Raw genomic sequence first — 26,291 nt, forward strand, 5'->3', positions numbered from 1 at the left:
TGTCATTTTTTTTACTGGGACGTGCTGCACGCCACTTCGTTGCTTAACGTTACTTGTGCTTGATGAACCAAAAAAGTTCATGCCGCCGGACGGCCTTGCGGAAAAACTCATTTTCACCCCACGGCGAAACGGCTCTTCCCGCCAGCAGGCGTTGTATGACACGCCGCACCCGCCGCTTGAACGGCATCCTCGGTTGCAGGTCATGCATCATGCCCAACGACATCGCCTTGTCACATTGCCGGTCTTGGGATAACGGCAGGCAATAAGGCGACAAAGTGTAAGTGGAATCAAAGGCTGGCGGCAAAGCAACACCGTTGCCCGAATCCCCCATAGGCCAGCGGTCGTTGTCATGCAGATGGTTGGCGTAGCCGAGCAAAGTGGTCGGCTGCCACTCCAGGCCCTGCAAGGCTTCCAATACGGCCTGCTGGGCGCAGATATGGTCAGGGTGCGGGTCAAGCACCGGATGGGGCAACACGATGACTTCAGGGCGCGCCATCAACAGCACGGCCCGCAGGTCAGCCAACAGATTGTTCCAGGTTGGCTGGCCGTCGGTGTCGGCAGGCAAGGGGAAAGGGTTGAATTGGCGAAACACACGAATATCGCTCAGCTCGGCCTCTCGAGAAGCCACTGCGCGATCCGGCTCGGCCTTCATCGCCGCCAACTGCAGGCAAAAATACCCAAGCTGAACGGAGTGTTCTTGCGGTACCCCGGCCCAACGCGGCACGGCGATGCTGTCCCAGGCACGCAAACGGCCCTTGAGCCGTGCCGCCTCAGGCTTGCCCAAGCCCATTTGCTGATAGTGTTCGGCTTCAATCTCGCCGGCCGTCAGCGTCACGATCCAGGGTTGCGCCGCCTGACTGTACAGGCCAAAAGCTGCAAGCTCGGCATCATCGGCATGGGGCGCAATCACCATCACCCGCTGCTGGCGCACATCAGGCTGGCGGAATACCGACAACACAGGCACGCCCTGCACACGACAGAACCGACCACGCAGCTGCAGTTGCCCATCGAGCAGCGCTTGCGTTTGGCCGGTCAGGTTCAGATAACGCAGGCCATTGACGCCGCGCTCGAATACTTGGCGATCACCGTCGGGCAACGCGATGAACGGGTCGACAAAGCGGCCCAGCACACTGCTCTTGAGCCGCAGCGCGAGGATCAACGTCTCGTCGCCCGACAGCTCAACGGTTTCGCCCAACAGCAGCCGGCCCTCGCTCAGCACCACCTTGGGTTGCTCGGTATCCGCTGCAAACTGATACTGGTAGTCGTCCTTGGGCGAGTAAAACAGATGGTCGGCAAACCAGGCCTCATGGGCGACCCAGGCCAGCACTGCCAACAGCAGCGGCAGCCACCAGGCCACCAGCACACCCACGCCGACCAACACCAGCAAACTGACCAACAGACCCATGCGTTTATTGCGGCGATGGCGCTTGAGCAGCGCCTGCTTGCGGCTCGTAGACTCACTCATACCGTGAACACCGGCACGGGGTTGCACCAACGGTCCTTGTACTCGCGGTCCGCACGGCCAAACGAAAACCGCAATGGCTTGCCGGCTTCGCGCGCTTGCTCCCAGGCACTTTGGGTATTGAGGAAGCTCAATACGCTGCCCGGGCTGAAGGCGCGGGTTTCGGGGTCCACGCCGCCATTGATGTACTCGACACTGATCCACTGCGGCGCTTCGACGCGGTAGACCAACTGAATGGCGATCGGCGCATCGTTGAGGAAAATCACCGAACCGATCAGCCACTCACGCAGCAGCTCGATCACCTGTGCCATGCGTTCGGCGCCCGTGGCGGGAAAGCCCCAGCGGCGCTGAAACAGGTCGCAGTAGATCGCCGACAGCTCTGCGCTGGAGAACGCCTGCACCGGCCGCACCACACCGCCCGCCTCTTCCAGCAGGCGCAACTCGCGGCGTTGGTTATAGCGAAACTTCTTCGACAACTCTTCCGGCGTACGCGCCATGGCCAGTTGCTCGGCCTGCGGCTTGAGGCCTGCAAAGCGGCCCTCATTCAGGGCCGACAGGTAACGCGCGCGATGGCGCAGCGCGGCTTGGGCATCCTCGGCGGCGGGCAGGATCAACTCGGCGTTACCCAGGTCGAACAAGCCTTTCTTGCCATGCCGTTTGAGAACATCCTTGGACAACGCCAGGTCGCGTCCCCAGGTCGCAATGCAGGCCTTGAGCTCGCCGCGCTGCTCCCATGCCAGATAGCGCACGGGAATGTCGGCCAAGCCGGCGAGACGCTCGACCACCTGCGGATGCGTGGCGACACTGCCACCAAAACGCTGCCAGGCTTCGCTGTAGGTCGGCGCGTCAACGACGGACCAGCCGCGCTCGCGCCAGCCTTGGAATCGATTGAGCATCAAGCCCTCGCGGTCAATTCAAGTACGGGGGGCAACTGCCAGAAAGTATCGCGCACCGCCTGGTCAGAAAACCGTTGGTGCAGGCGTTCCAGCATCATCTCGGCACACAGCTGGTGCTGTTGACGATCCATCGCCGCCAGGTGCCGAAGGCCCTGGCCCAAGTGCTCGGCATCACCCAACGGAAACAGAATGCCCACGCCCTCGACCACTTCCCGGGCGCCGCCGCAGGACGTGGCGAGCAACGGCACACCGGCGACCATGGCTTCCAGCAACACCATGCCGAACGGCTCATGATCGGAGCTCAGGGCAAAGGCGTCGAACGCGCGAAAATACCGGCGTGCGTCCGGCACCTGGCCGAGGAACAGCACTTGGTCGGCAATGCCCAGCTCCCGCGCCAGGGCCTTGAGGTCTTTCTCCAGGCGCCCGGTGCCGAGGATCGCCAGGCGACTCTGCGCCGGCAAATGTGGCAACGCCAAGGCAAAGCCCTTGAGCAAGGTAGCCTGGTCCTTGTCCGGATGCAGGCGACCGACGTTGCCGACCACCCATTCATCCGGTGACAGCCCCAGGGCATCCCGCGCCTCATCGGCCGGCACCTGCAGCGCTTGCATGGCCTCGACATCGATGCGGTTATACAACGTCTGAATACGCGCCGCAGGCCAGCCCGGCAGGCAGCGACGCATATCATCGCGCACCGCATCGGACACACCGAGCAGGCTCAGGCGCTTGCTGAAAATCGACGCGAGCAGCTTGCGGCTACGGCGCTGATAGTCACCAAACGCATGATGCACGCCGATCACCGGCAGGCGCGTGCCGAGCAAGGCGATATAGATCGGCTTGAACCGGTGGGCGATGCAGAAACTGAAGTTGCGCGACGCGGCGATCTTGCGCAACTCACGGATGGCGCCCAGCTTCAGGCCACGAATGGCCTTGGAGCTGAACTCCATGAACAACACTTCATCGGATGCGCAACCAGCGGCTACCGCAGGGTCGGCGGCCCCGGTAAGAAACACCGTGGTCACCTTGTAGCCGGTGCCTGCGAACAAACTGGCGTACTGCCGCGCGCAGTCCAGAAACGGCCCGTCATAGCCGTGGCAGAACTGCAGGACGTGGCGCTCAGCCGACCGAGTCATAAGGGTCCACGCCGTCTTTGACGACCAGGATGTCTTCCATGATCAGGTATTGCAGGTCGGAGCCGAAGAACATGTTCAGCGCGTCGGTCGGCGAGCAGATCATCGCTTCGCCACGGCGGTTGAGCGAGGTGTTCAGCGACACGCCGTTACCGGTCAGCACTTCCAGCTCTTTCATCATGTCGTAGTAGCGCGGGTTGTATTCGCGCTTGAGCACCTGGGCGCGGGAGGTGCCATCTTCATGGACCACTTCCGGTACGCGGGTTTTCCACTCTTCCGACACTTCAAACGTGAAGGTCATGAACGGCGCCGGGTGATCGACCTTGATCATCTGCGGGGCCACGGTGTCGAGCATCGACGGGCAGAAAGGCCTCCAGCGCTCGCGGAACTTGATCTGGTGGTTGATGCGGTCAGCCACGCCGGTGGCGCTCGGGCAACCGATGATCGAACGACCGCCCAATGCACGCGGGCCAAACTCCATGCGGCCCTGGAACCAGGCCACCGGGTTACCGTCGACCATGATCTTGGCGATGCGCTTGGGCATGTTTTCGATCTTGCGCCACACCGGCTTGCTTTCGTGTTTGGCGCACGCAGCGATCACGTCTTCGTTGCTGTAGGACGGGCCGAGATAGACGTGTTCCATCTTCTCTACCGGTACACCACGGGCGTGGGACACATAGGCCGCCGCGCCAACCGCGGTGCCGGCATCGCCGGACGCCGGCTGCACGAACAGCTCTTTGACGTCGTCACGGGCAATGATTTTCTGGTTCAGCTTGACGTTCAGCGCGCAGCCGCCGGCGAACGCCAGCTTGCCGGTGTCCTTGAGGATGTCGCCCAGGTAGTGGTCGATCATCTGCAGGGCCAGCTTTTCGAACAGCGCTTGCATGCTGGCCGCGTAGTGGATGTAAGGCTCGTCGGCGATGTCGCCTTCGCGCTTGGGACCCAGCCACTCGATCAGTTTTGGCGAGAAGTAGAAACCCTTGCCCTTCTCTTTATAACGGCGCAGACCGATGACGTTGGCGTAGTCGGTGTTGATCACCAGCTCGCCGTTTTCAAACGAGGCCAGGCGCGAGAAATCATACTTGCTGGCATCGCCATATGGCGCCATGCCCATGACCTTGAACTCGCCGTCGAGCATCTCGAAACCGAGGAACTCGGTAATCGCGCCATACAGGCCACCCAGGGAGTCCGGGTCGTAGAATTCCTTGATCTTGTGGATCTTGCCGTTTTCGCCGTAGCCGAAGAACGTGGTGGCGTACTCACCCTTGCCGTCGATGCCCAGGATCGCGGTTTTTTCCTGGAAGCCCGAGCAGTGGTAGGCGCTGGAAGCGTGGGCCAGGTGGTGTTCAACCGGCTCGATCTTGATTTTTTTCGGATCGAAGCCCAGTTGCTCCAGGCACCAGACGATCTTGTTGCGATAGCGCTTGTAGCGACGGTTGCCCATCAGGATCGCGTCGAGCGCGCGGTCCGGGGCGTACCAGTAACGCTTGGCATAGTGCCAGCGCGCCTCGCCGAACAGGCTGATCGGCGCGAAGGGAATCGCCACCACGTCAACGTCGGAAGGCTTAATGCCGGCTTGTTCCAGGCAGAACTTCGCCGATTCGTAAGGCATGCGGTTCTTTGCATGTTTGTCGCGTACGAAGCGCTCTTCTTCGGCGGCCGCGATCAGCTTGCCGTCGATATACAACGCTGCGGAAGGATCATGGCTAAGGGCGCCGGACAGGCCAAGAATCGTCAATGCCACAGGGGTCTAGCCTCTTTTAGTCTGCATACAGGCGGGTTGCGCCTGAAAAAAGTGTGCCTCCCGCCTGGGCGAGAAACAGCTAAAGGGCGGGATTATAACTTAAAAGCAGTAGGAAGCTGTTAGCGGCAACCGGCAAGCGGGCTACTGGTAGATCTCGATGCTGCCGTCTTTGCTCTGGCGGTAGATCGTGTAGGGCAACACCAGCGTGTCCGCCACGCCGGAGGCGAGCGCCTCGATGGCAATGATCGGGAAGGCATTGCCCGCACGGTCCGAGAAGCTTTGGTCGTTCAGGCTTTTGTCAGGCTTGGGCTCGCCGTTGAGTGTGCAAAAGCCGTAGATAACTCCGCTGTAGATACGCGGCACGTTTTCGCAGTGACTGCGTGATTCCTTGAGGTTCTGGCTGGCAACCGCGTCCGGGCGGAAGACGGTATTGATCGTTCCGCAGCCAGTGAGCAGTACGAGCGTTAGCGCCAATAGAATATTAGAAACACGGTTCACGGATGACTCCTTGTGTCTTGAACGGGCGAATGCGGACAACGCCGACGTGCTTATACCTGCCCCGCTCAAGAGCCGCCGGGGCGCCAATAGATACTGATATTGCCGTCACTCGCCTGTCGATAAATCGTATAGGGCAACACAACGGTGTCGGCAACGCCGGACACGGCAATGTCCAGCAACACGAAGGGTATCAATATACCGGTCGGGTCAGGTGCCGCATGCAGCGAGCAAAAATCAAAGGCCACCCCACTGTAAACGCGGGGTATGGATTGGCAATAGGTTTTTATGAGCCTGAGTTCACGCGCGGTGTCACCGTCTTTGCGAATAACGCTGTTCACGGTTCCACAACCGCTCAACAGCAGTGCAGCAACGCCCAGTGCAACCGTAATGCTTACTGTCATAGTGCGGCCCTCACAAACGGTCAGCCACACTATCACCGGGGTATCGGCCCCCCCCCCCCCGGCGCGCCGACAACTTACGTGAGAAAAATCCGAAATGGAAAAAATTGACCAAGTCACTAAACTCGCGCCCTTTTGCGCGTTTATGTCCTATGCGCCACAGATCCCGGCTGACCATGAAAACCTTTGCCCGCCTCACCTCGTTGCTGCCCTGCCTGCTTGCCCTGAGCGATACCACCCTGGCCGATGATGCACCACTGATCCTCGACCCCAGCGTCGTCACCGGCTCGCGCAGCGCCAACCCGACCTTTGACCTGCCCTACTCGGTCGACAGCATCAGCCGCGAACAGATCAGCGACGGTCAACTCGGCATCAACGCCTCCGAAGTCCTGTCCCGCGTGCCCGGGCTGGTGGTACAGAACCGTCAGAACTATGCGCAGGACCTGCAGATTTCCTCACGCGGCTTCGGCGCGCGCTCGGCGTTTGGCGTACGCGGCATCAAGCTGATTGCCGACGGCATCCCCGCCAGCACCCCGGACGGCCAGGGCCAGGCGGCCACGTTCAATCTCGATACCGCCGAGCGCATCGAAGTCTTGCGCGGCCCGGCAGCCACCTTGTATGGCAGCAATGCCGGCGGGGTCATCCAGATGTTTTCCCGCGACGGCGAAGGCCCGCCACGCATCGGCGCTGAAACCCTGGTGGGCAGCGACGGCTTGAACAAAAACCACCTAACCGCCGAAGGCGCGGCGAACGGCGCCGGTTTCGTGCTCGATGCCTCGCGCATGGACACCGACGGCTACCGCGACCACAGCAGCGCCCGCCGTGACCAGACGTTTGCCAAGCTTAACTTCCAGCCGGATGACGACAGCAAGCTGGCGCTGATCTACAGCAGCCTGGAGCAGAACGGCACGCAGGACCCGCTGGGGCAAACCTGGGCGGCGTACAAGGCCGACCCGCGTTCGGTAGCGCCGGCCGCGTTGCAATACAACACGCGAAAAAGCATCGACCATCAGCAATTAGGCATGAATTATGAGCGCTACATCGGTGATGCGACGCTGCAGGTGAATGCGTATACAGGGCGGCGGAGTGTGATTCAGTACTTGTCGATTCCGGACACATTCGCCAGTGGCGCACTCAACCCGGCAAACGCTCGCGGCGGCGTAGTGGCTTTCGACCGCAAATTCTACGGTGGCTCGGTCCACTGGCTGCAACCCATCACCAGCACCCCCGGCGACCTGACCTTGATCGCCGGCCTTGATTACGACCGCAGCCAGGATGATCGCCAAGGCTATTCCAACACCCTCAACGGTGTGCACGGCGTCAAAGGCGCGTTGGGCCGCGATGAAATCGACACCGCCACCAGCCTTGACCCGTTTGTGCAAGCCAACTGGCTGCTGGGCGACTGGACCCTGCAGGCAGGTCTGCGTCACAGCACCATGAAGATGGATGTGGACGACCGCTTCCTGAGTGACGGCAATGACAGCGGCAGCAAGACTTATCAGAAGAACACGCCATCGGTCAGCGTGATGTATGCCTTCACGCCCGACCTGCACGGTTACGTAAGCGCGGGCAAAGGTTTCGAAACTCCAACCCAGGCGGAGTCCGCGTATTCCAGCACTTCAAACGGCTTCAACTTCGCGCTCAAGCCGTCGGTCAGCAAGCAAATTGAAGTCGGCCTGAAGGCACGCATTGGCCAGGACACGCGCCTGAATGCTGCCGTATTCCAGATCACGACTGAAGACGAGCTGGTCGTGCAACAATCCAGCGGCGGTCGTACCACCTATCAAAACGCTGGCCGCACCCTGCGCCGCGGTTTCGAACTGGGCATCGAAAGCCAGCTGTCGGATCAGTGGAGCACGCACCTCGCCTACACCCGCCTGCAAGCCACTTACGACAGCGACTTCGTCAGCGGCGGCAACACTGCCATCAACAAAGGCAACTACCTCCCCGGCGTGCCGCAAACCACGCTGTTTGCCGAGCTGAACTGGAAACCCCGCGACTGGGTCAGCACCGCCCTTGAAGGCATGTACCGCAGCAAGGTCTACGTCGAAGACACCAACCAGCAACACGCCGCGCCGGGCTACAGCGTGTTCAATTGGCGCGCACGCTTCGAGCAGAAGGTGGAGCACTGGACCTTCCACCAGACGCTGCGCCTGGATAACTTGCTGGATCGCCAGTACGTCGGCTCGGTGATTGTCGGTGACGGCAACTTCCGTTATTACGAAGCGGCGCCGGGGCGGTCGTGGTATGCGGGTGCGGGGGCTGAATACCAGTTTTGATCAGGTCATGTAGCGCCTGAGCGGCCGCCTTCGCGGGCAAGCCCGCTCCCACACTTGACCGCGTTTACACATCAAAATGTGGGGGGCGGGCCGGCTTTAACCGGCGACGCCGATCTCTCGGGGCAAACGCTGGTCGATCAGTTGGTACAGGGCGCTGCTCTCAGGCCAGTTGCGCATAAACCGCGCGCGGTCCTTGGCAAATGCCGGGGCGAAGCTGGCGTTGCTGCGGTGCTGGCACATGGCATCGAGGTCAATCAGCGCCCAGCGATCCTCGGCCCAGAACAGGTTATGGCCTTTGAAATCGCCATGGCTGATGCGCTCACGAATCAGCTCGGCAAACAGATGATCCAGGGCCAGCAGTTCGTTTTCGGGCGCATCACCGTTCTCAACATACGGGGCGAAGCGCTCGATGATGTCCGGCCCCGGCAAGTATTCGGTGACCAGATAAGCCCGGCTGCGCAGCCAGAAAAAGCGCTTTTCCAGCACGGCCAGCGGCTTGGGTGTGGCGATCCCCAGAAAGGCCAGGCGGTTGCCTTCGCGCCAGGAGTGCCAGGCACGACTGGGGCGCCAGAAACGCTTGAGCCAATGGGCGAATCCCTTGATGTTGTAGCGCTTGATCACCAGCGGCCGACCGGCCACTTCAACCTTGGCGACAGTGGCCGCACCACCGGTTTTGTACAGGTGGCCCTGGTCAAGCAACGCATCGGCCTGTTCCAGCACCGGCAGCATCGCAGGCTCTTCCTCGCGCCGAATCGCACGCAAGGCAAAGGCGCCACGCACCACGCTGAACAGCGTGCATTCACGGCCGACCTTGTTCAGAAAGTCCTTCAAGCGCCAGGCACTGACCTTGCGCACCTGTTTCTCCAGGGCTTGCAGCGGCAACGCGTGCTCGCCGTTGCTCAGCAGGTAGTACACCAGCAACTCTTCGGTGAACGGCTCAAGGTTTTTCGGCAACTGGGCGAAAAACACCCCGAGGTTTTCCAGCACCCGAGTGCGCGACAGCGGCTTGCCCGCCTCTTCGACGCGAATCCCGGCACCGTCAATCAGGTACAGCTTGCCGTCCTGGCGCAGCAGGTTGTCCAGGTGCAGGTCTTCCTGCCACAAGCCTTTGCTGTGCATCTGCGCGATCGCCGCCAACGCCTCGGCGAGCACGGCGGTCTGTGCGTCCGCCAACGGCGGCAAACCTTCGACCGCCTGCCAGGCATCGGCGAGGCTTTCGGCGCCTTCAATAAAGTCGAACAGCAGCCAGCCGCCCTCACCTTCCTGCAAACCATCGGCCAGCAGCTGCGGCGTGGTCAGGCCTTGCTCAGCCAGCAGGCGTGCGCCGCCGAGTTCGCGCTGAAAATGCCGTGCCGCCTTGTTGCCCACCAATAATTTGGCCAGCACCGTGCGACCGCGCCACACGCCTGCGCCCACATAGCGCTCGCCTGGCAATACGCGCAGCAGGCTGAGCAGTTGCAGTTGCCCGGGGCCGGCAGCATCCGCCAGCTCGATGGTCAGCGGAAGGTCAGGCGTGCGACCGGCTTTTTTCAGCTCGGACAAACGCATCAGCGCTTCTCCTTGTGACTGCGACGAGCCGTCAGGCGCTCGAACCAGGCGGTGGTCAGCGAGCTGTCTTCAGGTTGATCAAGATAGGCCGCCAGCAATTGCCGCACGTGGGCATCCGACCACTGCGGCGCGCGCCGCAACAGCGGCTCCAGGTCCTTGACCCGGTCGCGCCTGCCGAACAGCAACGGGCGGGTTTTCTCCAGGTCGATCAACTGCGCGGCATACCCTGTGCCTGTGGCCTGCAGGAAAATGTGCTTGGGGTAAAAACAGCCATGCACCTGACCCACGCTGTGCAGGTGTCGCGCCAGCTGACCGCACGCCAGCAAGATCGCACGGTGCTGGGCGTCCGTCAGTTGCGGCCACTGCTCCAGCAATGAATCCAGGTCGTTCCAACCGTCCAGGGCACGGGTCAGCAACATCGCGCGGTGCTCGCCATTGACCTTGCGCTCACCGAAAAACGCCGCCTGCAACGCCGGAATACCGCGCTCGCGATAACGGCTGATGTTACGGAATTCGCGGGCAAACGTCGGCTCGCCCAACGGTTTGCTGAGGGTGCGTGTCAGGTAATTGCTCTGGCGCTTGAGGTAGTAGCCCTGACCTTCAAGCTCCAGGCGAAACACGCTGCTCCATCCTCCGTCGCTGGTATTGGGCTCATCCACCGCGTCCAGTTGCCTGGCCCACAGGGCATCGAAGTCAGCCAGGCCGTTGCGCTCAAGCAGAGCGCGATCTTCGGCCGCCAGGAAATCACTCATTCGCGCCCCTCGAAAAACTTCACCACGTGGCGAATCCGCTGTTTGTCCGACGCCGTCAGGTGCGGGCGTTGGCGGTATTGCAGGTAGAAGCGCAGGCGCTGGGTAGCCGACAAGTGATACTTGGCGACTTTGTCCAGGCAGGCCAGGTCTTTGGTAATACGGTACTTGAGCCAGAACCCGCGCCAGAAATCACCGTTGGGGCAATCGATCAGGTACAGGGTCTGATGATCGTCGACCAACAGGTTGCGCCACTTCAAATCGTTATGGGTGAAGCGATGCTCGTGCATGGTACGGGTGTATTCGGCAAGCTGGCGACTGACCACGCTGACCCACTTGGGGTCTTTCAAACAGGCATCGTTGCGATCAGCCAGCACCGACAAGTCGGCGGTTCTCGGCAGCTCGCGGGTGATCATCGCACCCCGGGCATAGGCCAGGCCCTTGCGCTCCAGGCCCCAGGCCACCACGTCGGCGGTAGGAATCCCCCACCTGGCGAAGCGCTTGAGGTTCTGCCATTCGGACTTCACTCGCGGCTTGCCCAGGTAGCGGCGCAGGCCTTTACCGGCACCGACGTAACGCTTGACGTAGAAATTCACCCCGCCGCGCTCTACGCGGATCACTTCCGACAACGGGTCGCGTGTCAGCTGCTCGCCCTGCAGCGCAAACACCGCCTCAAGGCTGCCGAAATCATCCGCAAGTGCGGCGTAAGCAGGTTCCAGGTTCCAACCCGCCATCAGAGCGCGTCCCCGTAGCGTTGTTTTCGTGCATAAAGCTTGTCGGCCTTGGCTTGCAGCCACTGCAGCAAGGGGCTTTCTTCGGCCAGGATCTGGCGCAGCGGCTGCTGGAAGTAGGCCTTGAGGAAGCGCAACTTGTCGCGACGCGTGAGGCCGATGTCCAGCGCCGAAAAATACAGCGCGGCCAAGTCTTTGTCGCGCCAGCGATGGCTGATTTTGTCGCGGGTCTGGGCGCGGTGCAGGTCGATCACCGACAGCTTGAAGTGATCGAAGGTGACCGGCGTATCCGTGTGCAGCAGGAAGTGGCAGATGTAGCAGTCGCGATGGTTGACCCCACCGCGATGCATCATGCCGGTCATGCGCGCCACTTCAGCGATCAGCGCGCGCTTGAGGCGCGGCTCGGGGGGCTGTTTGGCCCAGTTGATGCTGAAATCTTCGAGGCTGACAGTAGGCGCCAACTCTTCGGTGATGATGAACGAGTGCTGGTCGGCCGGGTTGCTGCCGCGCTCGCCGTAGGCCACGGCGGTCATGGTGGGCACGCCGATTTCCTGCAGGCGCTCGATGGCCTGCCACTCCTGGCCCGCGCCCAGCACCGGCAGCTTGGCGGTGACCAGGTTCTTGACGATCTCGCCCCAGCCGATGCCACGGTGGATTTTCACAAAATAACCACGGCCATCTACTTCGGTACGCAAGGTGCGACGCGCTTCGAGCTCACGGTACACCTCGCCTTGCAGCCGCTCGACTTCGGCGAAGGCATCGCGCCCGGCCCAGAGGGTCTTGAACGGCTCGGCAAGCATCAACTTCATCGTTTTGGCTCCGCCAGAATCACATCCGCCGCGTGCTGCGGCATGCTGTAGAGGTCGGCCGTCTCGGCGAAGGCCAACCCATTGCGGCCCCAGGCCGCGCGCTGTGCAGTGTCGGTGAGCATTCGCGCCAGATACTGGTTGAGCTGCGCCTGTTCAAAAGGTTCATCCAGCACCAGGCCGCTGTCGGCTTCGGCGATGTAATGGGCATACCCACACACGGCCGAGACCAGCACCGGCAACCCGGCCACCAGGGCTTCGAGCAACACAGTGCCGGTGTTTTCGTTGTACGCCGGGTGGATCAACAGGTCGGCACCCAGCAGGAAACGCGGAATATCGCTGCGACCCTTGAGGAACTGCACGTTATCGCCCAGCCCCAATGTGGCGCTCTGCAGTTGGAATACTTTGGGGTCGTCCTGGCCAATTACAAACAGGCGCGTGCGTTTTTTTAGTTCTGCCGGCAAGGCGGCTAAGGCCTTGAGGCTACGATCGACGCCCTTGGTCTTGAAGCCGGAGCCGATTTGCACCAACAGCAGGTCGTCCTCGCGCAGGTTGAATTCCTTGCGGAAACCTTCGCGAATCTCGGCGGCGTTCGGCGGTGCCCGGCGATCCTGGGCAATGCCCGGTGGCAACAGGTGGAAGCGCTCCAGCGGGGTGTCGTAATGCTTGATGAACAGCGGCTGCTGCACTTCGGAGATCATCAAGACTTCGGTCTTGGCATCCTTAGCGAACACCGCACGCTCGTACTCGGCAAAGTGCTTATAGCGGCCAAAGCTGCGGTACAGCGAGTGGCGCAGGTTTTGCGCCTTGTCTTCAAAACAGCCATCGGCGGCGTAGTAAACGTCCAGGCCAGGCATTTTGTTGAAACCGATCAGGCGATCCACCGGGCGCTTGGCCAGGTCGGCTTCCATCCAGGCGCTGAGTTTCTCATTGCGCCGATGATTGAAGATCGCCTTGACCGGCGCCACCAGCACTTCGAAACCCGGCGGAATGTCGCCTTCCCAGATCAGCGTGTAGACACGAATCTGGTGGCCGCGCTGCTGGCACTCCAGGGCGATACGCATGAAGTCGCGCTGCAGGCCACCGAAGGGGAAATATTTGTACAGAACAAAAGCCAGTTGCATCAGTGCAGCTCCTCAGCCAGTAACAACGTGCTCAGTCGGCTTGCCACACGCTCAGGGTTCAAGCGCGTGAAGCACAGGGGCGACTCACGCTTGATGTCGAACCGACGCAAATCGTCGGCCGTTGGTTGATAGGTACAGTGCTTTTGCAGGCATGGCGCACAGGGGAAGTCGCTGGCCAGATGAATCTGGCCCTTGCCGTAAGCGCCCGTCAGGCCGGGGTTGGTGGGGCCGAACAGGGAAATGGTCGGCACGTCCAACGCGGCGGCCAAGTGGCCGAGGCCGGTGTCCACCGCCACACAGGCGCGGGCGCCGGCGAGCACACGGGCGACGCCGGCCAGGTTCAGCTTGGGCAACACTTCGGCGTTTTGCAGGCCTTGCGCCAGGCGCTCGGCGCGGGCTTTTTCGTCGGCATTGCCCCACGGCAACTTCACGTCCACACCCAGGCGACCCATGCGTTCGGCCAGCTCGCGCCAATAGGCTTCGGGCCAGTGCTTGGTGTCCCAGGTGGTGCCGTGCAGCAGCAGCACAAACGGTTTTTTCGGCGGCAGGCCGAGCAGCTTGTCGACGCTCAGGCCGTAATCGCCCAGACCTTTGGGCAAGTCATAGCCCAGCGCCACAGCGAACAACTGGCGCAAACGCTCCACCGCATGTTGCCCACGGGCCACGGCCAGGCGCCGCGAGTAGAAACGCGCGGCGATTGGCTCGCGGGCGGAGTGTTTATCGAAGCCCGCCACCGGGGCACGCACGTAGCGTGTCAGCCAGGCGCTTTTGAACAGGCCCTGGGCGTCGATCACCAAGTCGTATTTAGTCGACTGGACGCTCTGTTTGAAGCGTCGCCACTCACCGCTCTTGATGGTTTGCCAGATGTTTTTGCGCCAGCGGCGAATCGCCACCGGGATCACCTTGTCCACCGCCGGGTGCCAGGTAGGGATCTCGGCAAAGCCTTCTTCCACCACCCAATCAAAGCGAATGCCAGGGATTGCCCGCGCCGCGTCGGTCAGTGCCGGCAAGGCGTGGATCACGTCGCCCAGGGATGAGGTCTTGATTACCAGTACGCGCAAACTAACGGACCTCGACCACAGAGCCCTGCAACCGCTGCAAGGCATCGCTGACCGGTTGCGGCAGCAACTGGCGCAGGCAATTGTAGTGGCCGAAACGGCAGGTGCGCTCGAAACACGGGCTGCACTCCAGGCCCAGCCGCACCACTTCGACCTTATCGGCCAATGGTGGGGTGAAGCCTGGAGAGGTCGAGCCGTAAACGGCCACCAACGGGCGGTTCAACGCCGCCGCCACATGCATCAGGCCCGAGTCGTTGGACACCACCGCGTCGGCGCAGGACAACAGGTCGATGGCCTCGGCCAACGAGGTGTCGCCACTGAGGTTCACGGCTTCTTCGCGTAGACCGGGAATCAGGCGTTGGCGGATGTCTTCACCCACCGAATGATCGTTTTTCGAACCGAACAACCACACCTGCCAGCCTTCACGAATCTTCATTTCGGCGACTTTGGCGTAATGCTCCGACGGCCAGCGCTTGGACTCGCCAAACTCGGCGCCAGGGCAAAGCGCCAGCACCGGACGGTCGAGCATCAAGCCGAACTTGGCCAGTGCCGCGTCGCGTGTAACCGGGTCGATCTGCAGGCTCGGGCGCGGGTAAGGTGTCGGCAACTCGGCACCGGGCTCGTAGGCCAGGGCCATGAAACGCTCGATCATCAGCGGGTAACGCGCCTTGTCGAGGGTGCGCACGTCATTGAGCAGCACGTAGCGAAACTCGCCGCGCCAGCCGGTACGTTTAGGGATGCCGGCAAAGTACGGCACCAGCGCCGATTTCAGCGAGTTGGGCAGCAGGATCGCTTGCTCGTACTGGCCGAGCATGGATTTGCCGATGCGCCGGCGCGTCGCCAGTTCGAGTGCGCCGTGACCGAGCGGGAAGCTCAAGGCGTTGCGCACCTCGGGCATGCGCTCGAGGATCGGCCGGCTCCACTCAGGGGCGAGCACGTCGATTTGGCAGTCGGGATGACGCTGTTTCAGGCACTGGAACAGTGTCTGCGCCATCACCATGTCACCGACCCAACTGGGCCCAACGATCAGAATATTCATGTAGTTTCCACAAACGATGCGGGGAGGCTTATGCCTCCCCGCCTCAATAATTACTGCCAGTCGCGGTGGGCCTGGGAACCGCTTTGTGCGGGAGCTGGCTTGCCTGCGATGGCATCGCCTCGGTAGGCCTGCTACACCGAGTCGCTTGCATCGCAGGCAAGCCAGCTCCCACATATCAGTCGAGTATCAGCTTAACCCCAGCGCTTGCCAGATTCGCATCACCTGGCGCCGTTCGTCGGCGAACTGATCCCCGGCCACTGTGCCCGCCTCGTTTTGCAAGGCCTGGCGGTGCGCGGCGGAACGGTAGGCCTTATACACCTCGCGCAGCAGATGGGCATCGGCGGCGGGCATCAGCCCAACCTGCTCCAGGCCTTCCAGAATGCGGATATTGTCGGTGTAGCGCAGCAACGATGGATGTTGCGCAGACCACGCCAAAGCGGCGTATTGCACCATAAATTCAATATCGACGATACCTCCGGCGTCCTGCTTGAGGTCGAACGCCGCCGTGGGCTCGAAGGCATTGGCACCGGTACCGGCCGCCGTGGTCCGGGTGCCCAGGTTATCGCGCATCTTGGCGCGCATCTCGCTGACCTCCTGGCGCAGCTTCGCCAAGTCCCGTTCACGCCCCAGCACTTTGGCGCGTACTTGCTCGAACGCATGGCCCACATCCTGGCTGCCCACCAGCACTCGAGCGCGGATCAGGGCCTGATGCTCCCAGGTCCAGGCTTCATTTTCCTGATAGCGCTCAAACGCCCCCAGCGAACTCACCAGCAAACCGGACGCGCCCGAAGGCCGCAGGCGCATGTCCACTTCATACAACTGGCCCGAGTTGGTCTGGGTGGTCAACAGGTGAATGATGCGCTGGCCTAAACGCGTAAAAAACTGCGCACCGTCAATCGGCTTGGCACCGTCGGTTTCCGCCTGCGGGTCACCGTCGTGGATAAACACCAGGTCCAGGTCCGAACCATGCCCCAATTCGATCCCGCCGACCTTGCCATAACCGACAATGATAAACCCAGGATTGCACAGGCTGCCGTCCACCCGCTGCGGCGAGCCGTGGCGCGCCACGGTCTGGCGCCAGGCCAGGGCCAGCACTTGTTCGAGGATGGCCTCGGCGAGCCAGGTCAGGTAATCGCTGACTTTCATCAGCGGCAGGCTGCCGGCGATTTCCGAAGCCGCGACACGCAGGCGGTGGGCCAGTTTGAAGTGGCGCAGGGCTTCCATTTGCTGCTCAAGGTCATCCTCGGGAATGCGCGTGAGGCGCTCGCGCAGCTCTGCGGCGAGTTCCGGCGCCAACGGCGGCTTGAACAGGCGGCCTTCGTTGAGCAGTTCGTCGAGCAGGAGCGGGAAGCGGGTGATTTGTTCGGCGATCCACGGGCTGGCGGCGCACAGGGTCAACAGCCGGCGCAGGGCGTCGGGGTTTTCGGTCAGCAGCACGAGGTAGGCCGAACGGCGGGCGACGGCCTCCACCAGCGGCAATACGCGCTCCAGTACCAAGTCCGGGTTGGCGTGCTCGACCGCCTGGGCCAGCAGGCGCGGAATGAAAGCATCCAGCCGTTCGCGGCCCAGGCGCTGCATGGCGCGCAATTGCGGGCTGCCACGCAGGCTGGCCAAGGCCTTGAGCGCTTTGGTCGCATCCGTAAAGCCACCTTCGGCTAATTGCCGGCACGCGGCCTCTTCGTCCTGGGACTCTTCCCACAGCGGCAACCACTCACCGCCCACAACCAATTCGCTTTCTTCGCCCTCTTCCTCGTCGGGATCAGCGATCACCTGGCGGAAATGCCAATCCACACGGCTACGCCAGTACATCAGGCGCTCATGGAATGCCGCCCAATCGGCAAAGCCCAGCATAAAGGCAATACGCGCCTGGTCTTCCGGGCCGTCCGGGAGCATTTGCGTCTGCCGGTCGGCAATCGCCTGGATGGCGTGTTCGGTGTAACGCAAAAACTCGTAGCCATTGCGCAACTCGGCGATCACGGCTTGTGGCAGGTAGCCCTGGCCTTCCAGGGTTCCCAAAACGTTGAGCAACGGCCTCTGTTGCAGGCTCAGGTCGCGGCCACCATGGATCAGTTGGAACGCCTGCGCGATAAACTCCACCTCGCGGATGCCGCCCGAGCCCAGCTTGATGTTGTCGGCCATGCCTTTGCGCCGCACTTCCTGCTGGATCAACTGCTTCATGGTGCGCAGCGCTTCAATGGCGGAAAAATCCAGGTAACGCCGATAGACGAAAGGTCGCAGCATGTCGAGCAACTGCGCACCGGCAACCTGGTCACCGGCCACTACCCGCGCCTTGATCATGGCGTAGCGCTCCCAGTCGCGGCCCTGATCCTGATAGTACTGTTCCAGCGCATTGAAACTGAGCACCAACGCGCCGGCCGAGCCGTATGGCCGCAGGCGCATGTCGACACGGAATACAAAACCGTCGACGGTCATCGGGTCGAGGGCCTTGATCAATTTTTGACCAAGGCGAATGAAAAACTCCTGGTTATCCAGCGCGCGCTTCACGCCCACCGTCTCGCCGCCTTCGGGGTAGGCGAAGATCAGGTCGATATCGGAAGACAGGTTCAGCTCCACCGCACCGAGCTTGCCCATGCCGAGGATGACCATGTGCTGAGCTTCGCCGCTGCGCCGGCCGGTAGGTGTGCCGAACTGTACGCAGTGGCGCTGATACAGCCACTGGTAGGCCTGGTCGATGCAAGCGTCAGCCATGTCGGAGAGGTCGCGACAGGTTTGCACCAAGTCCGCTTGTCGGGTCAGGTCGCGCCAGATGATGCGCACTTGTTGGCGCGTACGCTGGCGGCGCAATACACGGCCCAGCTCATCTTCTGTTTCGGCCTGTTGCGCAGCGCCAGCGATCTGGCCGCACAGCTCACCGGGCGCGAAGCCCCGGTCCAACTCGCCCCAGGCCACCAGCTCGAGCAACATCAAAGGGTCACGAACGCTCTGTTCAATGACGAAATCACTGGCGGCGCACACCCGGGCAAAGTCGGCCCACCGTTGCGGCGTCCACGCAGAAAGGCCATGATCGTCGTCCAGCGCGGCCACTGCGTCACGAAATGACTGCTCGGCCCGGCTGGCGTAAGGCAAGAGAATGGCCGGTAATTCGGCGAGTGTTGGAAGGCTCATGGTCTATCCTTGATCGGCGCGTAAATGGCTTGTTGCTGTGAACGCAAGAACCACGCTCGGTGAAGGACTGTCGAACAAAGGTTATAAATAGCTGAAATTAAATTAATCTTGGCAGGCAACATCAAACTTTTACCTTTTCTTGTTCGCAAAAGATCAACAATAACGATTATGCTCACCAGCCAGACCGAGCAATCCGCTCAGTCTTGTGTAGTTTTACTACTCGTATATACATTCGAAAGGCTGAAATGGCCGACGATTTGTAGTAAAACTACAGGACGCCGAAGCAACCTTCGGCCATCCAAGAATTTATGTCGTCTGCCCACAAGGCCAGTCGCAAACTTCAGGCAACCGATTCTGGTAGCCTTTCCGCCCTGGAGCAAGCCATGCAAGACCTCGATCCCGTCGAAACCCAGGAATGGCTGGACGCCCTGGAATCGGTTCTCGACAAAGAAGGCGAAGACCGTGCTCACTATTTGATGACCCGTATGGGCGAACTCGCGACCCGCAGCGGCTCGCAACTGCCTTACGCCATCACTACGCCATACCGCAACACCATCCCCGTTACCCACGAAGCACGCATGCCTGGCGACCTGTTCATGGAACGCCGCATTCGCTCGCTGGTACGTTGGAACGCCATGGCGATGGTAATGCGCACGAACTTGAAAGATTCTGACCTGGGCGGTCACATCTCCAGCTTCGCTTCCAGCGCAACCCTGTATGACATTGGCTTCAACTACTTCTTCCAGGCCCCGACCGACGAACACGGCGGCGACCTGATCTACTTCCAGGGCCACACCTCGCCAGGCGTTTACGCCCGTGCGTTCATGGAAGGCCGCATCACCGAAGAACACATGAACAACTTCCGCCAGGAAGTGGACGGTAACGGCCTGTCGTCGTACCCGCACCCTTGGCTGATGCCTGATTTCTGGCAGTTCCCGACCGTTTCCATGGGCCTTGGCCCGATCCAGGCGATCTACCAGGCACGCTTCATGAAGTACCTGGAAGCCCGTGGCTTCATCCCTGAAGGCAAGCAGAAAGTCTGGTGCTTCCTGGGCGACGGCGAGTGTGACGAGCCGGAATCCCTGGGCGCCATCTCCCTGGCCGGCCGCGAGAAGCTGGACAACCTGATCTTCGTCATCAACTGCAACCTGCAGCGCCTCGACGGCCCGGTTCGCGGCAACGGCAAGATCATCCAGGAACTCGAAGGCGTGTTCCGCGGTGCTCAGTGGAACGTGACCAAAGTCATCTGGGGCCGTTTCTGGGACCCACTGCTGGCCAAAGACGTCGACGGTATCCTGCAACGTCGCATGGACGAAGTCATCGACGGCGAGTACCAGAACTACAAAGCCAAAGACGGCGCGTTCGTGCGTGAACACTTCTTCAACACGCCTGAACTCAAGGCGATGGTTGCAGACCTGTCAGACGACGAGATCTGGAAACTCAACCGTGGCGGCCACGACCCGTACAAGGTCTACGCGGCGTACCACGAAGCGGTCAACCACAAAGAACAACCGACCGTCATCCTGGCCAAGACCATCAAGGGTTATGGCACCGGTGCCGGCGAAGCGAAAAACACTGCGCACAACACCAAGAAAGTTGATGTTGAAAGCCTGAAGCTGTTCCGCGACCGTTTCGACATCCCGGTCAAGGACGAAGAGCTGGAGAACCTGCCGTTCTTCAAGCCGGAGCCAAACAGCGCCGAAGCCCGCTACCTCAGCGAGCGTCGCACTGCACTGGGCGGTTTCGTGCCACAGCGCCGCGCCAAGAGTTTCGACATTCCTACACCGCCGCTGGATACCCTCAAGGCTATCCTGGACGGCTCGGGCGACCGTGAAATCTCCACCACCATGGCCTTCGTGCGAATCCTCGCGCAACTGGTCAAGGACAAGGAAATCGGCTCGCGTATCGTCCCGATCATCCCGGACGAAGCCCGTACCTTCGGTATGGAAGGTATGTTCCGTCAGTTGGGCATCTACTCCTCCGTCGGCCAGCTCTACGAGCCAGTCGATAAAGACCAGGTGATGTTCTACAAGGAAGACAAGAAGGGCCAGATCCTCGAAGAAGGCATCAACGAAGCGGGCGCCATGAGCTCCTTCATCGCTGCCGGTACTTCGTACTCCAGCCACAACCAGCCGATGCTGCCGTTCTACATCTTCTACTCAATGTTCGGTTTCCAGCGTATCGGCGACCTGGCATGGGCAGCAGGCGACAGCCGTACCCGTGGCTTCCTGATCGGCGGTACTGCCGGGCGGACCACGCTGAACGGCGAAGGCCTGCAACACGAAGACGGTCACAGCCACATCCTGGCTGCCACCATCCCGAACTGCCGCACCTTTGATCCAACCTACGGCTACGAGCTGGCGGTGATCATCCAGGACGGCATGAAGAAGATGACCGAACAGCAGCAGGACGTTTTCTACTACATCACCGTGATGAACGAGTCCTACCAGCAGCCAGCCATGCCGGCCGGTGTCGAGGAAGGCATCATCAAGGGCATGTACCTGCTCGAAGAAGACACCAAGGAAGCGGCGCACCACGTGCAGCTGATGGGCTCCGGCACCATCCTGCGTGAAGTCCGTGAAGCGGCGAAGATCCTGCGTGAAGAGTTCAACGTCGGCGCTGACGTGTGGAGCGTTACCAGCTTCAACGAACTGCGTCGCGATGGCCTGGCGGTCGAGCGCAACAACCGCCTGCACCCAGGTCAGAAGCCTGCGAAGAGCTACGTCGAAGAGTGCCTGACTGGCCGTAAAGGTCCGGTGATCGCCTCTACCGACTACATGAAACTGTTTGCTGAACAAATTCGCCAGTGGGTCCCGTCCAAGGAATTCAAAGTCCTGGGCACCGACGGTTTCGGCCGCAGTGACAGCCGCAAGAAGCTGCGTCACTTCTTCGAAGTCGACCGTCATTTCGTGGTGTTGGCAGCCCTGGAAGCCTTGGCTGACCGTGGTGAGATCGAACCCAAGGTGGTGGCTGACGCTATCGTCAAGTTCGGGATCAACCCGGAAAAACGCAACCCACTGGACTGCTGAGGAGATTTTTTGTGAGCGAACTCATTCGCGTACCTGACATCGGCAGCGGTGAAGGTGAAGTAATCGAGCTGTTTGTGAAGGTCGGCGACACCGTCGAAGCCGACCAGAGCATTCTGACCCTCGAATCGGACAAGGCGAGCATGGAAATCCCTGCTCCCAAGGCCGGCGTGGTCAAGAGCCTGAAAGTGAAGCTGGGCGATCGCCTGAAAGAAGGCGACGAACTGCTGGAGCTGGAAATCGAAGGTGCCGCTGATGCGGCCCCTGCGGCAGCGCCTGCTGCCGCTGCTGCACCTGCACCGGCTGCTGAAAAGCCTGCCGCCGCCGAGGCTCCCGCCGCACCGGCTGCTGCACCGGCCGCTGCCACTGTTCAGGACATTCACGTTCCGGACATCGGTTCGTCGGGCAAGGCCAAGATCATCGAGCTGCTGGTCAAGGTCGGCGACACCGTCGAAGCCGACCAGTCGCTGATCACCCTGGAGTCCGACAAGGCCTCCATGGAAATCCCTTCGCCGGCTGCCGGCGTGGTGGAAAGCATTGCGGTCAAGCTGGAAGACGAAGTCGGCACTGGCGACTTCATCCTCAAGCTGAAAGTACAAGGCGCTGCTGCCCCGGCTGCTCCGGCACCGGCTGCCGCACCTGCGGCCAAAGCTGAAGCGGCTCCGGCCGCTGCCGCCCCTGCACCTGCTGCAAAAGCCGAGGCCGCACCGGCCCCTGCGGCTGCCGCACCTGCGCCAAGCGGTGCCAAAGTTCACGCCGGCCCTGCCGTGCGTCAACTGGCCCGTGAGTTCGGCGTTGAGCTGAATGCCGTATCGGCCACTGGCCCTCACGGTCGTGTGCTGAAGGAAGACGTGCAGGTTTACGTCAAAGCCATGATGCAGAAGGCCAAGGAAGCTCCGGCTGCCGGCGGCGCTACTGGCGGTGCTGGCATCCCACCGATCCCGGTCGTGGACTTCAGCCGCTTCGGCGAAACCGAAGAAGTGCCGATGACCCGCCTGATGCAAATCGGCGCGTCGAGCCTGCACCGCAGCTGGCTGAACATTCCGCACGTGACCCAGTTCGACCAGGCCGACATCACCGACCTGGAAGCTTTCCGCGTTGCGCAGAAAGCCGTGGCCGAAAAAGCCGGCGTGAAACTGACCGTGCTGCCACTGCTGCTCAAGGCCTGTGCGCACCTGCTCAAGGAGCTGCCGGACTTCAACAGTTCGCTGGCGCCAAGCGGCAAGGCGATCATTCGCAAGAAATACGTGAACATTGGCTTTGCCGTCGACACCCCGGATGGCCTGCTGGTACCGGTCATCAAGAACGTCGACCAGAAGAGCCTGCTGCAACTCGCTGCCGAAGCGGCTGCGCTGGCTGCCAAGGCCCGCGACAAGAAGCTCACCGCAGACGACATGCAGGGCGCGTGCTTCACCATCTCCAGCCTCGGTCACATTGGCGGCACTGGCTTCACGCCAATCGTCAACGCGCCGGAAGTGGCGATCCTGGGTGTTTCCAAGGCCACTATCCAGCCTGTATGGGACGGTAAAGCGTTCCAGCCGAAGCTGATGTTGCCGCTGTCGTTGTCCTACGATCACCGTGTGATCAACGGCGCTGCCGCTGCACGTTTCACGCAGCGTTTGAGCCAACTGCTGAACGACATCCGCACCATCCTGCTGTAAGCATCAACGGGCCTCCCTTTCACCGGGGAGGCCTGGCTGCACCGATTTCCGAGCGCCACGCTCGTACCTCAACCCCGCCAATTGGCGGGGCTTTTTTTCGCCTGCTTTTTTGTCGGCGCGAGAGGCGTCGCGCCTGCGTCAATACGCCACCCATCACCCCGATTGCAGAAACCGCCCTCGCGGCCGATAACAGCCTTATAGCACTTAGCCTTCATCCTCTCTTGTCAGTGCGTGCTGCATGATGCAACCTTGCCGCAGGCGACAGTAAAGAGGGCGTGAGCCCGGCGCAGTGCGCATTTTTCCAAGCGAGTTCCCCCATGAAAAGCCAACCCGATGTCGCCCGTATGGCGGCCGAGGTAGTGACGCAGTTACCGGTGCCTTCGCGCCTCGGTATGCTGCGTTTCGAGCGGCTTAATGAGGCAAGCTGGGCCTTGCTGTACCTCGACCCCAATTGCGAGCGCCAATTCGGCCTGCCGGCAGTCGAACTGTGCGCGCTGGTCGGCACCCCCTACGCCAGCCTGATGGAACCTCAGGCGCGCTATCAACTGCACGACGCGATCCAGCAGCAACTGACCCAGAGTCCGCATTACCTGGTGCGCTACACCCTGCACACCAGCGACGGCCCCCTGAGCCTGTTGGAGATGGGCGAGGCTTACAAACAACACAATCGTCACCTGGTGCGCGGCTACCTGATGGTGGTCGACGGGCTGTTCAGCGAAATCCCCGCCCCCGCGCCAACCGCCGACCTGGAAAACCAGAACAGCCGCCTGCAGATCGCACTGGAGCTCAATCAGCGCGCCCAACAGGAACAGTTGCAGCACCTGGAACGGGTGCGCGCTCAACAGGAGCTGATCCTGCTGCTGGCACGCCAGCGCTACACCACACCCAACTCGCTGCAAGAAGCCGCCGAGCTGATCACCCGCAGTGCGTGCGACATCTACCAGATCGACTGCGCGAGTATCTGGAACCTTGAGGGCCAGCGCCTGGTGCCGATCTCGGCCTACCACCGCGCCGACCAACAGCATCATCTGCCCGAAGCGATCGACGCCAGTGGCTTCCCGGACTATCTGGAAGCCCTGCATTCGAGCCGCGCGATCGACGCCACCCATGCGATGCGTGACCCACGCACCCGGGAAATGGCCGAGAGCCTGCGCGCCAAGGATATACACGCGATGCTCGACGCGAGCATCCGCGTTGATGGCCAAGTCATCGGCGTGCTATGCCTGGAACAGAGCGGCAGCTCACGCGCCTGGCAGGCCGATGAGATCGCCTTTGCCGGCGAGCTGGCAGACCAGTTCGCGCAAGTGATCAACAACCACAACCGCCGCACCGCCACCAGCGCGCTGCACCTGTTCCAGCGTGCGGTTGAGCAAAGCGCCAACGCCTTTTTGCTGGTCAACTGTGACGGCGTGGTGGAGTACGTCAACCCGAGCTTTACCGCAATCACCCAGTACAGCGCCGAAGAAGTCCATGGCCACCGCCTGGCGCAATTGCCGGCCCTGGAAAATCTCAGCGAACTGCTATTCGACGCGCCGTCGAGCCTGGCCAAGAGCAACAGCTGGCAGGGTGAATTCAAGAGCCGGCGCAAAAACCTGGAACCCTACTGGGGCCAGCTGTCGATCTCCAAGGTGTATGGGGACAACCGTGAGCTGACCCACTACATCGGCATCTACGAAGACATCACCCAGACCAAGCTGGCCCAGCAACGCATTGAACGCCTGGCGTACACCGACAACCTGACCAACCTGGGCAACCGCCCGGCGTTTATCCGCAACCTTGATGAACGCTTTGCCCGCGACAGCGACAGCCCGATCAGCCTGCTGCTGGTAGACATCGATAACTTCAAGCGGATCAACGACAGCCTCGGCCACCAGACCGGCGACAAGCTGCTGATCAGCCTGGCCCGCCGCCTGCGCAACAGCCTGAGTGCCGGTGGCAGCCTGGCGCGGTTTGCCAGTAACGAGTTTGCGGTGTTGCTTGACGACGCTGATCTGGAGAGTGGCCAACTGGTCGCCAGCCAGTTGTTGGCAACCCTCGACAAGCCGATGTTCGTCGACAACCAGTTGATCAGTGTCACCGGCTCCGTGGGCCTGGCTTGCGCGCCATTACACGGCCGTGACCCGCAGACCCTGATGCGTAACGCCGGGCTCGCCCTGCACAAGGCCAAGGCCAACGGCAAGCACCAGGTGCAGGTGTTTACCGAGGCCCTGAATGCCGAGGCCAGTTACAAGCTGTTCGTCGAAAACAACCTGCGCCGCGCCCTGACCCAGAACGAGCTGGACGTGTTCTACCAGCCCAAGCTGTGCCTGCGCAGCGGCCGCTTGCTGGGCATGGAAGCGCTGTTACGCTGGAACCATCCGGAAAAGGGCATGATCCGCCCCGATCAATTTATCAGCGTGGCTGAAGAGACCGGCCTGATCATTCCTATCGGCAAATGGATCGCGCGCCAGGCCTGCCGTATGAGCAAGCAGTTGAGCGCCGCCGGCATGGGTAATTTGCAGGTGGCGATCAACTTGTCGCCCAAGCAATTCTCCGACCCGGACCTTGTGGCGTCGATCGCCACGATCCTCAAGGAGGAACAGCTGCCGGCCAATCTGCTGGAGCTGGAGCTGACCGAAGGCTTGCTGCTGGAAGCCACCGAAGACACGCGCCTGCAGCTGGATCAATTGAAGAGCTTTGGCCTGACCCTGGCCATGGATGACTTCGGTACCGGCTACTCGTCGCTGAGCTATTTGAAAAAATTCCCCATCGACATCATCAAGATCGATCGCAGCTTTATCCACGAAATTCCGGATAACCAGGACGACATGGAAATCACCTCAGCGGTGATCGCCATGGCCCACAACCTCAAACTCAAGGTGGTGGCCGAAGGCGTCGAAACCTGCGAGCAACTGGCGTTCCTGCGCCGGCACCGCTGCGATGTGGGCCAAGGCTACCTGTTCGACCGGCCGATCCCCGGTGCAGAGCTGCTGGAGAAGCTTAAACGCTATCCGCGCGGGCCAATCGCCTGACAGCGCTG

General features: G+C 61.4%; 18 protein-coding genes. 4 read left to right on the forward strand and 14 right to left on the reverse strand.

All coding sequences use genetic code 11. The annotated features are described in order from the left end of the window. Positions 1–49: 49 nt before the first annotated feature. The 6 genes from ACI77D_RS00980 to ACI77D_RS01005 form a co-directional block, all read right to left on the reverse strand. Complete coding sequence (locus tag ACI77D_RS00980; RefSeq protein ID WP_221293765.1) at positions 50–1,465, reverse strand: PIG-L family deacetylase; 1,416 nt, start codon at positions 1,463–1,465, stop codon at positions 50–52. Continuing rightward, on the reverse strand, positions 1,462–2,358 hold the full coding sequence (locus tag ACI77D_RS00985; RefSeq protein ID WP_221293764.1) for an antimicrobial resistance protein Mig-14: 897 nt from the start codon (positions 2,356–2,358) through the stop codon (positions 1,462–1,464). The genes ACI77D_RS00980 and ACI77D_RS00985 overlap by 4 nt, the downstream gene beginning before the upstream one ends. Beyond that, positions 2,358–3,488 (reverse strand): glycosyltransferase, encoded by a 1,131-nt coding sequence (locus ACI77D_RS00990; protein ID WP_407015889.1) that lies wholly within the window; start codon positions 3,486–3,488, stop codon positions 2,358–2,360. Before ACI77D_RS00990 ends, ACI77D_RS00985 begins: the two co-directional genes overlap by 1 nt. Continuing rightward, positions 3,472–5,229, reverse strand: coding sequence for a carbamoyltransferase (locus tag ACI77D_RS00995; protein ID WP_017138507.1), 1,758 nt, complete (start codon positions 5,227–5,229; stop codon positions 3,472–3,474). The genes ACI77D_RS00990 and ACI77D_RS00995 overlap by 17 nt, the downstream gene beginning before the upstream one ends. A 141-nt stretch (positions 5,230–5,370) precedes the next feature. Continuing rightward, entirely contained in the window at positions 5,371–5,727 is a 357-nt protein-coding gene (locus ACI77D_RS01000; protein WP_407015890.1) for a YceK/YidQ family lipoprotein, read from the reverse strand. 65 nt (positions 5,728–5,792) lie between these two features. After that, positions 5,793–6,128, reverse strand: a complete 336-nt coding sequence (locus tag ACI77D_RS01005) for a YceK/YidQ family lipoprotein (RefSeq protein WP_407015891.1) — start codon at positions 6,126–6,128, stop codon at positions 5,793–5,795. Between the two features lie 173 nt (positions 6,129–6,301). Here ACI77D_RS01005 and ACI77D_RS01010 point away from each other — a divergent pair, with 173 nt between their 5' ends. After that, entirely contained in the window at positions 6,302–8,404 is a 2,103-nt protein-coding gene (locus ACI77D_RS01010; protein WP_407015892.1) for a TonB-dependent receptor family protein, read from the forward strand. A 96-nt stretch (positions 8,405–8,500) separates the two neighbouring features. Here ACI77D_RS01010 and ACI77D_RS01015 read toward each other — a convergent pair whose 3' ends face one another. The 8 genes from ACI77D_RS01015 to glnE form a co-directional block, all read right to left on the reverse strand. Beyond that, positions 8,501–9,952, reverse strand: coding sequence for a lipopolysaccharide kinase InaA family protein (locus ACI77D_RS01015; protein ID WP_407015893.1), 1,452 nt, complete (start codon positions 9,950–9,952; stop codon positions 8,501–8,503). Beyond that, positions 9,952–10,704 (reverse strand): lipopolysaccharide kinase InaA family protein, encoded by a 753-nt coding sequence (locus ACI77D_RS01020; protein WP_064450362.1) that lies wholly within the window; start codon positions 10,702–10,704, stop codon positions 9,952–9,954. The genes ACI77D_RS01015 and ACI77D_RS01020 overlap by 1 nt, the downstream gene beginning before the upstream one ends. Then, positions 10,701–11,435 carry a lipopolysaccharide kinase InaA family protein gene (locus ACI77D_RS01025; protein ID WP_064450361.1) on the reverse strand — a complete coding sequence of 245 codons (735 nt, stop codon included), beginning with the start codon at positions 11,433–11,435 and terminating at the stop codon, positions 10,701–10,703. The genes ACI77D_RS01020 and ACI77D_RS01025 overlap by 4 nt, the downstream gene beginning before the upstream one ends. Further along, positions 11,435–12,241, reverse strand: a complete 807-nt coding sequence (gene rfaP / locus ACI77D_RS01030) for a lipopolysaccharide core heptose(I) kinase RfaP (protein ID WP_407015894.1) — start codon at positions 12,239–12,241, stop codon at positions 11,435–11,437. The genes ACI77D_RS01025 and rfaP overlap by 1 nt, the downstream gene beginning before the upstream one ends. After that, positions 12,238–13,362 (reverse strand): glycosyltransferase family 4 protein, encoded by a 1,125-nt coding sequence (locus tag ACI77D_RS01035; RefSeq protein ID WP_064450359.1) that lies wholly within the window; start codon positions 13,360–13,362, stop codon positions 12,238–12,240. Before ACI77D_RS01035 ends, rfaP begins: the two co-directional genes overlap by 4 nt. Further along, positions 13,362–14,423: a lipopolysaccharide heptosyltransferase I gene (waaC, locus tag ACI77D_RS01040; protein ID WP_407015895.1), complete on the reverse strand. Its 1,062-nt coding sequence runs from the start codon at positions 14,421–14,423 to the stop codon at positions 13,362–13,364. Before waaC ends, ACI77D_RS01035 begins: the two co-directional genes overlap by 1 nt. A 1-nt stretch (position 14,424) precedes the next feature. Beyond that, the gene (gene waaF / locus ACI77D_RS01045) at positions 14,425–15,459 is read right to left on the reverse strand and encodes a lipopolysaccharide heptosyltransferase II (RefSeq protein WP_407015896.1); all 1,035 of its coding nucleotides are present in this window, start codon (positions 15,457–15,459) and stop codon (positions 14,425–14,427) included. 186 nt (positions 15,460–15,645) lie between these two features. After that, the gene (glnE, locus tag ACI77D_RS01050; protein WP_407015897.1) at positions 15,646–18,585 is read right to left on the reverse strand and encodes a bifunctional [glutamate--ammonia ligase]-adenylyl-L-tyrosine phosphorylase/[glutamate--ammonia-ligase] adenylyltransferase; all 2,940 of its coding nucleotides are present in this window, start codon (positions 18,583–18,585) and stop codon (positions 15,646–15,648) included. A gap of 383 nt (positions 18,586–18,968) precedes the next feature. Between glnE and aceE the strand changes: the two genes are divergently transcribed. The 3 genes from aceE to ACI77D_RS01065 all read left to right on the forward strand — a co-directional run bounded on the left by aceE (position 18,969) and on the right by ACI77D_RS01065 (position 26,283). Further along, positions 18,969–21,614, forward strand: a complete 2,646-nt coding sequence (gene aceE, locus ACI77D_RS01055) for a pyruvate dehydrogenase (acetyl-transferring), homodimeric type (protein ID WP_064450355.1) — start codon at positions 18,969–18,971, stop codon at positions 21,612–21,614. A gap of 11 nt (positions 21,615–21,625) precedes the next feature. Next, positions 21,626–23,272 (forward strand): dihydrolipoyllysine-residue acetyltransferase, encoded by a 1,647-nt coding sequence (gene aceF, locus ACI77D_RS01060; protein WP_064450354.1) that lies wholly within the window; start codon positions 21,626–21,628, stop codon positions 23,270–23,272. Between the two features lie 317 nt (positions 23,273–23,589). After that, positions 23,590–26,283 (forward strand): bifunctional diguanylate cyclase/phosphodiesterase, encoded by a 2,694-nt coding sequence (locus tag ACI77D_RS01065; protein WP_064450353.1) that lies wholly within the window; start codon positions 23,590–23,592, stop codon positions 26,281–26,283. Positions 26,284–26,291: the final 8 nt, after the last annotated feature.

The sequence above is a fragment of the Pseudomonas sp. O39 genome (assembly GCF_045447295.1).
Classification (GTDB): Bacteria; Pseudomonadota; Gammaproteobacteria; order Pseudomonadales; family Pseudomonadaceae; genus Aquipseudomonas; species Aquipseudomonas antarctica_A.